This is a genomic window from Pseudomonas sp. SJZ080 (assembly GCF_007828295.1).
Taxonomy (GTDB): Bacteria; Pseudomonadota; Gammaproteobacteria; order Pseudomonadales; family Pseudomonadaceae; genus Aquipseudomonas; species Aquipseudomonas migulae_A.
The window spans coordinates 62,582-74,797 of the sequence record NZ_VIUK01000016.1; the positions used below are offsets into that span (position 1 = coordinate 62,582).

The 12,216-nt window shown below is 57.2% G+C and carries 6 protein-coding genes and 1 pseudogene; 6 read left to right on the forward strand and 1 reads right to left on the reverse strand.

The window, feature by feature from the left end:
* Positions 1–97: 97 nt before the first annotated feature.
* From FBY04_RS20305 to trfA, 6 genes and pseudogenes are all read left to right on the forward strand, one after another.
* Positions 98–1,780 (forward strand): fatty acid--CoA ligase, encoded by a 1,683-nt coding sequence (locus FBY04_RS20305; RefSeq protein ID WP_145316544.1) that lies wholly within the window; start codon positions 98–100, stop codon positions 1,778–1,780.
* Between the two features lie 337 nt (positions 1,781–2,117).
* The gene (locus tag FBY04_RS20310; protein WP_145316546.1) at positions 2,118–4,085 is read left to right on the forward strand and encodes a DUF1302 domain-containing protein; all 1,968 of its coding nucleotides are present in this window, start codon (positions 2,118–2,120) and stop codon (positions 4,083–4,085) included.
* A gap of 28 nt (positions 4,086–4,113) precedes the next feature.
* Positions 4,114–5,478, forward strand: a complete 1,365-nt coding sequence (locus tag FBY04_RS20315; RefSeq protein WP_084320454.1) for a DUF1329 domain-containing protein — start codon at positions 4,114–4,116, stop codon at positions 5,476–5,478.
* Between the two features lie 174 nt (positions 5,479–5,652).
* Positions 5,653–8,391, forward strand: a complete 2,739-nt coding sequence (locus tag FBY04_RS20320; RefSeq protein WP_084320455.1) for a LuxR C-terminal-related transcriptional regulator — start codon at positions 5,653–5,655, stop codon at positions 8,389–8,391.
* A gap of 86 nt (positions 8,392–8,477) precedes the next feature.
* Positions 8,478–8,546 (forward strand): annotated as a pseudogene (locus FBY04_RS20325) (MBL fold metallo-hydrolase); the annotation flags it as partial.
* A gap of 839 nt (positions 8,547–9,385) precedes the next feature.
* Complete coding sequence (trfA, locus tag FBY04_RS20330; RefSeq protein ID WP_145316549.1) at positions 9,386–10,300, forward strand: plasmid replication initiator TrfA; 915 nt, start codon at positions 9,386–9,388, stop codon at positions 10,298–10,300.
* Between the two features lie 1,028 nt (positions 10,301–11,328).
* Here trfA and FBY04_RS20335 read toward each other — a convergent pair.
* A complete protein-coding gene (locus FBY04_RS20335) occupies positions 11,329–12,060 on the reverse strand; it encodes a TraX family protein (protein ID WP_145316551.1) in 732 nt (243 codons plus the stop codon).
* Positions 12,061–12,216 lie beyond the last annotated feature (156 nt).

The window sequence follows — 12,216 nt, forward strand, 5'->3', positions numbered from 1 at the left end:
ATGTTGCAAATCATTCCTTCGGCTGATTTGGTTGTCATGGAAGGGCACTAGAGTGCTTACTTTCAGTCACGACCGTGCAGTCAGAAAAGGGATTCTTATGTTGCAGACTCGCGTTATCCCCCCAGCCGAAGGCGCTTACCAGTATCCATTGCTGATCAAACGGCTGCTGATGTCTGGCGCGCGCTATGAGAAAACCCGCGAGATCATCTACCGCGATCAGTTGCGCTACACCTATCCGACCCTGATCGAACGGGTCGCACGCCTGGCCAACGTACTGACGGCAGCCGGCGTCAAGGCCGGCGATACCGTGGCGGTGATGGACTGGGACAGCCATCGTTATCTGGAATGCATGTTTGCCATCCCGATGATCGGCGCGGTGATCCACACCATCAACGTGCGCCTGTCGCCGGAACAGATCCTCTACACCATGAACCACGCCGAGGACCGCTTCGTGCTGGTCAACAGTGAGTTCGTGGGGTTGTACAACGCGATTGCCGGGCACCTGACCACCGTCGAGAGAACCCTGCTGCTGACCGATCTCCCGGAAAAAACCGCCGACTTGCCGAACCTCGTCGGCGAGTACGAGCAATTGCTGGCGGCCGCGAGCACGCAGTACGACTTCCAGGACTTCGACGAGAATTCGGTCGCCACCACGTTCTACACCACCGGCACCACCGGCAATCCCAAGGGTGTGTATTTCACCCACCGGCAACTGGTGCTGCACACCATGGGCGTGTCGACCATCATGGGCGCTATCGACAGCGTGCGGCTGCTGGGCACCAACGACGTGTACATGCCGATCACCCCGATGTTCCATGTGCATGCCTGGGGGTTGCCGTATGTGGCGACGATGCTCGGGCTCAAGCAGGTTTATCCGGGGCGCTACGATCCGGAATACCTGGTGGAGCTGTGGCGCAAGGAAAAGGTCACCTTTTCGCACTGCGTTCCGACCATCCTGCAAATGGTCCTCAACGCCAAGGCTGCGCAAGGCACGGATTTCGCTGGCTGGAAAATCGTGATCGGCGGCAGTGCGTTGAATCGTGCGTTGTACGACGCCGCCAAGGCCAAGGGCATTCAGCTGACCGCCGCTTACGGCATGTCGGAAACCGGGCCGCTGGTCTCGTGTGCGCACCTCAACGATGAGTTGATGGCCGGTACCGAAGACGAACGCACCACGTATCGAATCAAGGCCGGTGTACCGGGGCCCTTGGTGGAGGCGGCGATCGTCGACACCGACGGCAACTTCCTGCCCGCCGATGGCGAGACCCAGGGCGAGCTGGTGCTGCGCGCGCCGTGGCTCACCGAAGGTTATTTCAATGAGCCGCAGAAGGGCGCCGAGCTCTGGGCCGGCGGCTGGCTGCACACCGGAGACGTGGCAACGCTGGACAGCATGGGCGTGATCGATATTCGCGACCGGATCAAGGACGTGATCAAGACCGGCGGCGAATGGATTTCCTCCCTGGACCTCGAAGATTTGATCAGTCGCCACGCAGCGGTACGCGAAGTAGCAGTGGTGGGCATTGCCGATCCGCAGTGGGGCGAGCGCCCGTTTGCCTTGCTGGTGATCCGCGAAGGCCATGCAATCGGGGCGAAAGAACTCAAGGAACACCTCAAGCCGTTTGTGGAGTTGGGGCACCTGAGCAAGTGGGCCATCCCGAGCCAGATCGCCCTTGTTACTGAAATTCCCAAGACCAGCGTCGGCAAGCTCGACAAGAAGCGCATTCGCGTCGACATCACCGAGTGGCAAGCCAACAACAGCACCTTCCTCTCGACGCTTTAAGCGTCTTCCGGCGTGCCCGAAAAGGCACGCCAGCCCCACCAAGCAAGCGCTTGGCTTGTCAAATCCGAATTTTCAGCCATCCTTCCCGTGCCGACAGGTGTCGGTCTGGCGAAAGGACTGTTCCAGAGTGGCTGGCAGCTGCAAATCACACTTTAGAGGGATCAAGCAGTACTACCTGCTGGCTATAGTCCGCTCAAGGATTTTTAAGAACGGGGCACACGCACAAAACGGGGCGATGCAACTTTGGAGTGACTTCGGGAAGCTTTGGCTCCCGGTCAACCACAGCGTTTTTAAAAGTACTCACTGCCATAACAATAATGCACATGGAGTAGCGTCGATGACATCAGTAAACCAGTTCTGGCGCCGGGCTAAACTGCCCCTGGCAGTCAGTCTTGCCTCTTCGCTCGCCGGGCCCGCATTCGGCGTCAGTTTCAACGTTGGTGAAATCGAAGGTCAGTTCGACTCATCCCTGTCGATTGGTGCCAGTTGGTCTACCGAGAGCGCCAACAAGAATCTCATCGGCGTCAACAACGGCGGTCGCGGCCTGTCCCAGACCTCTGATGACGGTCACTTGAACTTCAAGAGCGGGGAAACCTTCTCGAAGATCTTCAAAGGCATCCATGATCTTGAATTGAAATATGGCGACACCGGCGTTTTCGTCCGGGGCAAATACTGGTATGACTTCGAACTCAAGGATGAAGACCGTCCGTTCAAGGACATCAGCGACAGCAACCGCAAGGAAGGCGCCAAGTCCTCCGGCGCGCAGATCCTCGACGCCTTCGTCTACCACAACTACTCGATTGCCGATCAGCCGGGTTCCGTGCGTCTGGGCAAGCAGGTAGTGAGCTGGGGTGAAAGTACCTTCATCGGCGGCGGCATCAACTCGATCAACCCGATCGACGTGTCCGCGTTTCGCCGTCCAGGTGCCGAGATCAAGGAAGGCCTGATCCCGGTCAACATGTTCTACGTGTCCCAGAGCCTGACCGAGAACCTCTCGACCGAAGCGTTCTATCAACTGGAATGGGACCAGACCGTTACCGACAACTGCGGCACGTTCTTCTCGCAACCGGACGTGATTTCGGATGGCTGCGACAATAACCTGGCCGTGCTGCGGACCCGTAACGGGATCAACAGCTCACTGGGGGCATTGCCGCCCGGGGCGCGTAACGCTGTCATCAATACGCTGGCTGCCAGGGGCGTGAGCTGGGGTAACCCGGACGAAGGCGCCATTGTCAAGCGTGGTCCGGACCGCGATGCGCGTGACAGCGGCCAGTTCGGCGTGTCCTTCAAGTACATGTTCGAGCCGCTGGACACCGAATTCGGTGCCTATTTCATGAACTACCACAGCCGTGCGCCGATTTTCAGTGGCAAGGGTGCTCCTGCGAGCGCTTATAACGCTCAGGCACTGGGTGGTGCACTGGGCGGCGCACTGATTGGCGCGGGCATTCCGCCGGGCGCTGTGGGTGGCATCGTGGGTGGCCCGAACGGGCTGGCGGCGCAGACCCTGCCATTGGTGGTAGCGGCCAACTCCAGCTACTTCGTCGAGTACCCGGAAGATATTCGTCTTTATGGCCTGAGCTTCTCCACCACATTGCCTACCGGTACTGCGTGGAGTGGTGAATTCAGCTACCGTCCGAACGCACCGGTACAGCTCAACACCACCGACATCCTCTTTTCCGGCCTGACGCCACTGAACCCTAACGTTTCCGTGCTGCAAGGTCGTCCAGGAGAAGATCAGCATGGCTACCGCCGCAAGGAAGTGAGCCAGCTGCAGACAACCTTCACGCACTTCTTCGACCAAGTGATGGGTGCCGAGCGCCTGACGGTAGTAGGCGAGGTGGGCTGGACTCACGTCGGTGGCCTGGAAAGCACGTCGAAAGCGCGTTACGGTCGTGACCCCAGCTACGGCCCGGGCCCATTGCCGGGCGGTCAGTGCCAGGCATTGAACGCCAGCACCCTGGGAGCAGCCGGACCGCAAAACAACGTCAATCGCTACTGTGAAAACGATGGCTTCACCACGACAGACTCCTGGGGTTATCGCGCTCGTGCCATCTGGGACTACAACAGCGTATTCGCCGGTGTGAACCTCAAGCCGAACATTGCCTGGTCCCATGACGTGAGCGGTTACTCGCCAGGCCCTGGCGGCAACTTCGAGGAAGGTCGCAAAGCGGTCAGCCTGGGTCTCGATGCCGAGTACCAGAACACCTACACCGCGTCCCTGGCCTACACCAACTTCTTTGACGGCAAGTACACCACCGTGGATGACCGCGACTTCGTTGCGCTCAGCTTCGGCGTGAACTTCTAAGCACTGCATTTTCAGGACGAACACACCTATGAAAACAACAAAGAGTCTGTTCCACGCTGGATTTCTGGGGCTAACGCTGCTGGCGACCAGCGTCATGGCAGCGGTCCCTGCGGCCGAAGCGGACAAGCTGGGCAAGAGCCTGACGCCGATGGGCGCCGAGATGGCCGGCAATGCCGACGGTTCGATTCCGGCCTGGAAGCCGTTGCCGAAAAACGCTGGCGCTGTCGACAGCAAGGGTTTCCTGTCCGACCCGTACGCCAGTGAAAAGCCGCTGTTCACCATCACGGCGCAGAACGTCGACCAGTACAAGGACAAGCTTGCTCCGGGCCAGTACGCGATGTTCAAGCGCTACCCGGAAACCTTCAAGATGCCGGTCTACCCGTCCCATCGCGGCGCGACCGTGCCGGATGACGTGTTCGCTGCCATCAAGAAAAACGCCACTGCCACGGAGCTGGTATCCGGCGGCAACGGGCTGAAAAACTTCGAGACAGCCGTACCGTTCCCGATTCCAAAGAGCGGTGTCGAGGTGATCTGGAACCACATCACTCGCTATCGCGGTGGCAGCGTGACCCGTCTGGTGACCCAGGCCACCCCGCAACCGAACGGCTCGTTCAGCCTGGTGTACTTCCAGGACCAGTTCGTATTCCGCGACAAGATGAAAGATTTCGATCCGGCAAACCCGGGCAACATCCTGTTCTACTTCAAGCAGGAAGTGACCGCGCCGGCACGTCTGGCCGGTGGTGTGCTGCTGGTGCACGAAACCCTCGACCAGGTGGCGGAACCACGTTCGGCGTGGGTCTACAACGCCGGTCAGCGTCGTGTGCGTCGTGCGCCGCAAGTGTCCTATGACGGGCCGGGTACCGCAGCGGACGGCCTGCGTACCTCCGATAACCTGGACATGTACAACGGTGCGCCGGATCGCTACGACTGGAAACTCGAAGGCAAGAAAGAGATGTACATCGCCTCCGACAGCTACAAGCTCGACGATCCGAAGCTGAAGTACGCCGACATTATCAAGGCCGGTCACATCAACCAGGACCTGGCTCGTTACGAGCTGCGTCGGGTCTGGCACGTGGTCGCAACCCTGAAGGAAGGTCAGCGTCACATCTACGCCAAGCGTGACTTCTACATCGACGAAGACACCTGGCAAGCGGCGGTGATCGATCACTACGACGGTCGCAATCAACTCTGGCGTGTAGCCGAAGCTCACGCCCAGAACTACTACAACGTTCAAGTGCCGTGGTACACCCTGGAAACCCTGTACGACCTGCAGTCTGGCCGTTACCTGGCACTGGGTATGAAGAACGAAGAGAAGTCGGCATATAACTTCGGTTTCACTGCCACCACCAGCGACTTCACTCCGGCGGCATTGCGTCAGGCCGGGGTTCGTTAACCTGAACTGAACAGAGGCCGCATCCTCGAAAAAAGCCCCGACTGGTTCGGGGCTTTTTTTTGCACGTAGACTTTTTGTAGCCATTTGTAGCAATAACCTTCAATACCTCTTCGTTTACCGCTAGGCTGCGGACATCTGCAACGCCGCCAACAGCATTTCAAACAAGAGCCGGCCATGACTGATTTGTCCCCACTCCCGGGCCCTGCAAGCGCTGCCGTCGCGACACTGGACGGTCGTTTCTTTCGGCCACCGCTGCCTGACGGGCACGTGCTGCGACCTCGTTTGTGCGAACGCCTGAGTGCCGGCCTCGGTGGCAGGCTGTTGCTGGTCAGCGCACCGGCGGGGTTCGGCAAGAGTTCGCTGGCAGTCGAGTTCTGCCAGGGGCTGCCAGCTCACTGGCAAAGCCTGTGGCTGGGGTTGAGTCCGCGAGATAACGATCCCGGGCGTTTTCTAGAACGGTTGCTCGAAGGCCTCCAGGACTTTTTTCCGCAGTTGGGCAGGCAGTCCCTGGGCCTGTTGAAAATGCGTCAGCGGCATCAGCCGTTTGCCTTCGAAGAATGGCTGGACGGTTTGCTCGACGAGTTGGCCGTGCATTTGTTGCCGACGGCGCCACTGCTGCTGGTACTCGATGACTACCATCTGGCCCAGGGCCCGGTGCTCGATCGTTGCCTGCAATTTTTCCTCAATCATCTTCCTGACGGCTTGCTGGTGATGGTCACCAGTCGCCAGCGTCCGGACTGGCATCTGGCACGCCTGCGCCTGTCACGGCAATTGCTCGAGTTGCATGAGCAGGATCTGCGTCTGACCCACGACGAAGCCTTGACCCTGCTCGACCGACACAGCACGTCCTTGCGCGGCGAAGCGCTGGAGAGCCTGATCCAGCGCAGCGAGGGCTGGGTCGCTGGCTTGCGTTTCTGGTTACTGGCGGCTTCCGAAGCCGGCTCCGAAGGCGCATTGCCCCAGTCCTTGCATGGCGGGGAAGGGCTGATTCGCGATTACCTGCTCGAAGAGGTCATCGATTGTCTGCCCGCCGAGGTGCAGTCATTTCTGTATGACACAGCGCCTCAGGAGCGTTTTTGCAGCGAGCTGTGCGACGCTGTCCGCGAGGCGCATGACAGTGCCGAGATCCTGGGTTTTCTGCTCGCGCATCAAGTGTTCCTGGTGCCGCTGGACGAACACGGTCACTGGTATCGTTATCACCATCTGTTTTCCGACCTGCTGCGCACCCGGCCTACCCGTCAGGCAATGGTGCCGGCGGCCAGCCTGCACCTGCGCGCCTGTCGCTGGTTCAATGCCCAGGGCCTGCTCGATGAAGCGGTAGAGCAGGCGTTGCGCGCCGGGCATCTGGACGTGGCGGCCAATCTGGTACAGAACCTTTCCGAAGAACAACTGCTGGCAGAACAGAATGTCGGCATGTTGCTGCGCTGGAAAATGGATTTGCCCGACAGCCTGTTGATCAGCACGCCCCGTTTGATCGTGCTCTACAGCTGGGCGCTGGGGCTGGCCTGTCAACTGGATGCCGCCGAGGAGCTGGCCAGTCACCTGAGCCGCTTCCTGCCGGCGCCATCGGCCACCGCGCAGAAGTCCATGCTGGCGCAATGGCTGGCCTTGAGCGGCATCATCGCCCGAGGTCGCGGCAATCGCGAGTTGACGCTGCTGTATTGCACCGAAGCGCTGGAGAGTCTTCCGTCCAAGCGTTACGGCCAGCGCCTGATGTGCCTTTCAACCCTGTCCAACCTGGCCATTGCCGACGGCGACTTATGGCGGGCCCGCGGTCTGAACCGTGATTCTCTGGAGCTGGCGCAACGGGTGGGCAATCCATTGTTCGAAGCGTTGGCCCATTACGATCGAGCCCGGGTATTGCAGGCGCGAGGGGAGATCCTGCGTTCGCTGGATGAAGTCCACCAGGGGCTGCAACGCCTGCAAGGATTGTCGTCGCAACGGCTCTATGCCGTACGCGCCCGGCTGACCTTGTACGAGGGGTTCCTGCTGGCCCTGCGTCTGCAACCGCAGACGGCGCGGCTGCGCTTGCAGGCGGGGTTGACTGAAGCCCGCGCCTGTCGCGATATCAGCGTTCTGATCGGCCATTGCGTGATCGCCAGGCTCGAAGGCAGCAGCGGCGAATATGCCAAGGCGTTTGCCGAACTCGCCGAAGCCGAACGGCTGATGCACATCTGGGACGTACCGCCGATCTACTATCTGGCGATGATCACCCTGGTCAAATGCGAGCTCTGGCTGGCTCAGGGGCGTACCGATCTGGCGGAAGCCTGGCTGGCGCGGCTGGGCCAGACCTACAACGGCGAACAGCCGGCCGCCCCACCGGAGTTCCATCCGCAACTGCCGCTGCATATCGAATTGCAACAGGCCTTGCTGGAGGTCATTCAGGCGCAGCCGATGCTGGCCGAGGGACGATTGAATGCGTTGCTCGAGCATGGTCAGCAAACCGGTCGGCAATTACTCAGTGTGATGGCCCTGACACAGAAAACCGAACTGCTGCTTGCGCATAACCGTGAGCCTGAAGCCCGGCAGGCCTTCGCTCAGTCCCTGGAAGCGGCCAGCGGCGGCGCGCTGCAGCCTTTTGATGGCTTGCTGAGCAAACACCCCGACTGGCTTCGCGAGCAGTTGCAGAACTGCGCGAAAGCCGTGGTTTCGCAGAGCCTTTCAGAACGGCTCCCCCTTGCCGCCGCGCGCATTGCCCCGGAGCCCTCACAAGCCTGCGAACAGCTCAGCTCCCGCGAACTGTCGGTTCTGAAACTCATTGCCCAAGGCTGCTCCAATCAGGAAATCAGCGATCAGCTGTTCATTTCCCTGCACACCGTTAAAACCCATGCCAGCCACATCAACAGCAAGCTCGGGGTTGAGCGGCGCACGCAGGCGGTGGCTCGGGCGAAGGCGTTGGGTGTTTTGGGCTGACGTCGTTTGTCGACACACATGGTGGTGGAGGGCGGGATGCCAATGTGTGCGAAAATCCCCCGTCCCTGTTTATCGAGCATGCCCCGATGTCCCAACAACCGACCCTCATCCGCGAAACCTTCCCCGTCGGCCCGTTGCAGTGCAACTGCAAAATATAGCTTTACTGCGGACCTCTCCCTCCGGGCTTTCACGGCTATAGCCCCATTGATACAAGGGTGGTAAGCGCTTTCGTGATCATCGGCGATCATCCGTAATCATCCTTAGTCACAACCTGAGTGTGACAAAAGTGTGCCAGGGTGGTTGAGTTGATTACTGATGATGATTAAGCTGAGGGCAATCGTACTGGCAAGGTCCGAAAATGGCCTTGGTCTCTAGATGCATAGCAGTTGGCGCTGTGATGCATTGATGATGAGTCGCAAGGTGCCTTGGTCCAGTGCCACGCAGGCGAAAAGCGGAAGTAGCCGGCGTGGAAGAAAGGATGCCTGAGGGCAATCGCCTGATGTCACCAGCCGCCGACTACGATGGGGTCGGATTTCAAACGGTGAGGTGCGGAGGAGAGCGAGAAGAAGCTGAGGGCACAACCCTGCGTATGAATAGATCCCGCTTGATGTGCTGAGCCAGCAGCCCCAAGCGGTCAATTATCAGCGCTGCCGCGAACCCATCCAATCCCGATCCGGCGTAACCGGATTGGGGGAGGATGTCATTGTGTCTCTCGCAAAGCTTCTTACCGTTGATGACTTGGCTCAAATCTTAGGCCGCACCGCCGGCACTATCAAAAACCAGCACTCGAAAAATCCTTCTCGATTACCGCCTGTTTGCCGAATTCCCGGTGCAAAGCGACTTCTCTGGCGACAAGAGGATGTTGAATGCTGGCTGCAACGGCATGTTGTTCAACTCGATACGATTGAGCTCGTAGACCCTATGGTTAAACGAAAACCTGGGCGTCCTCGCAAATCAGAACAATTTGTTCGAAGTTCTGTTGTAGGGGCTCGATATGCATGAGTCCCAATCGCAGGAAAAGGTAACTCAAAATAACATTTCAAAGATCCAAGTAATTCTGGAACGGCGTCTTCGTGAGGCAAGCGAGCGTGACAGCTTTAAATCACAGTTGCAGGGCGAGCTTACGAGGGCATGTGTTGAGGAAGTATGCATTCAAGAGCAGTTTCCTTTATTTCCTTCGCTAGCATCCGCAATGCCGACGCAATGGACTAGGACCGGATTGTTTTCCAATATAAAGAAAGGAGAGCGCCGAATATTAAGAAGCGAGGTGCTTGAAGGTCGATCAGATTATCGAGTGCGAATGTCAGGAGAAGAACTCGACATGTATGATAATGATGTTTTTCTTCATGCGGTTCAATTGGCTCAAGGACTGTCAATAGGTGAGCCGGTGTATTTTGAGCGAGCTGCTTTTTTGCGGGCTATAGGCAGAGGCAGTGATCTATCTGCAGAGAGTTATTGTCGCCTGCATGAGTCAATTGAGCGATTGGCGAGCGCCACTATTTTTGTTGATGCTAATAGTAGCGGAGAGACATTTCGATTGATTGATAAGTTAAAATGGGGGCAGGAAAATAATTATTGGATAATGATTGATCCTATGATTGTTTCACTCTTTGCAAATAGTTACCTTGCATTTATTGATATGGAGATCCGGTTGCGTCTTAAGAGTCCACTTGCCAAATATCTGCAAAACTATATTTCAGGGCATTCTATCGGGGTACACAGGGTCGCTTGGGAGTCGCTTCGTAGGTGGAGTGGTTCCCGTGGGCGTGCCCGAGACTTCAAGACCAGGGCTTTGCCGCCAGCTCTAAACGAGTTGGAAGGTGTTGGAATTATCGAGCGCTGGGGTATCAAGGACGAAGTCGTAAGTTGGACAAGAATCGCCCACGCGAGAAGTAAACGGCGATCCTGAGATTTATCCACAGGCATCGGGGTATCTGCGCAGAGTGCTTCGGGGTATCTGCGCGCTCCTTCGGGGTATCTGCGCTCATCATCGGGGTATCTGCGCGGGGCGATATCTGGAAGGCCCGCAGAACGGGGGCTCTAGAAGCGTTCGAGCTGCCTAACATGCTTTTAACATGATTCTAACATCTAGCCTTGGATGCATTACGACTCAGGTAGAGGAATTCGACAGGGGAAATGTTCGTCGTGATGCCCCATGGGCAGTCTTGCCGTAGCGAAGCTCGCGATAGGAGGAGCCAACAGAATTTGGATAAAATCGTACGCTAAGCGTGCGGCCTGTCAGGTTGAGGCGCTGTGTGAGCCGACTAGGCCAGCGACCCTGGCCAATGAGTTGAAGTCCGTGGCTGCGAGCTTTGAGCAAGGCAAGGGCCAATATTCAGCGTGAAGCAGGATGAACAAAAATGATCAATGGGCCTTTTGGGCGCTTGTAGATCCTTGCATAATTAGCTTGCGACTTAGTCGTGTACCCCTGGGTGGTTACAGGGATCCGAAAGGATCGCACCCCGTTACTGCGAAAGCAGTTCGCCCAGCGCGACGCAAGAACGACCTGTCCCGTCGAACGCATGCAATCGACGGCTGAGAATCCCTCCTAGAGAGGGATTCGCCGTTTCTGGCCCCCGACTTTCCTCTCATCACGTTTTGGGCCGGTTCCGGACTTCTTTCGGACACTGCCCTTCGGCTTTTTCTGGGAATCGACCGCGACCTTGAAATGCTGACCCCTTCTTTTTGATTGGCATTCCTGGTGAGGCCTTCACCCTCGACCGATAGGAGTGCTTATCGTCGGGGTATCTGCGCGCCAGCGAGACGGCATGCCAAATCTTTGATCAAGCGCCTGAGGCGCTTGAGAGGCCCCGGAAGGGAAGGAAGTGAGTTCAAGCATCGACACGCATCCTGGAGGCTGTGGAGTGGCAGGCGAAGGGCGAAGAGATACCGCGCGATTTAGTGAAGCCTCAAGGTCCAAGCGCTTGCTAGGTGGCATCAGAACGATATTGATAGGGAGCTGAGAAGTAGTAAGTGGATCGGATAAACTGGGTAGAGCCATCCTTTGACGGAGCGTAACGGTGGCACCTGGACCTGCAGCAGAGTCAGTCCGAGCACTGGTGCCAATGCGGCTGCGATGATTACCGCATGATCCATCGTGGGCCGATCAGGCAACAGCAAAATCGAGCTGCCGACATTTGCGATAGCGGCGAGGAGAGCGGATAGGGACCAACTTACGATTTTAATCTCTAGCTTCCGTGCCTGAAGCGCGATTACCAGTGCAGTAGGTAACAACACTCCAGCTACGCCATAGCTCAGTACCGGACGGAGCGTGATTGTGATCAACAGGGAGAGGATCCCGCATAAGATCAGTCCGGGAGTTCGATGATGCATCGCCTGAGCGATAACTAGCCCAAGTGCTATGACGAACAGAATGTTTAAATGCCCATTATCGAAATATCTCGAATACGGCCATTGGCTCAGGATGGCGAATAGTAATATCCCACTCAGATATTTCAATCCGACTGGATAGCTGATTGGCTGCCGGACAACATTTGCCGCAATCGCGAGGCAGAATAAAGGGTATGCAAGTCGACCGATAACCCGCATCCAGGACAGATTTTCTTGGATTTCATTTGGTAGCACAAACCAGGTGTGATCAATGATCATTGTAAATAGTGCAATCCACTTAATTAGATCGAGCGAGCTGTCTCTTTCGAAAGTTTTCATCGTTGGTCTGCAGCGGCTATTTATTGTTGTTAATTATATATGGCTTTTAGTTTTGTGATATATATTTATTATGAGGATGCTGTTAGCTTGCTGCTTGTATGTGCGGTAGTGCTGGTAGATAATTATGCCTAGGAAGTAAGTAGCAGTTAATGGTTG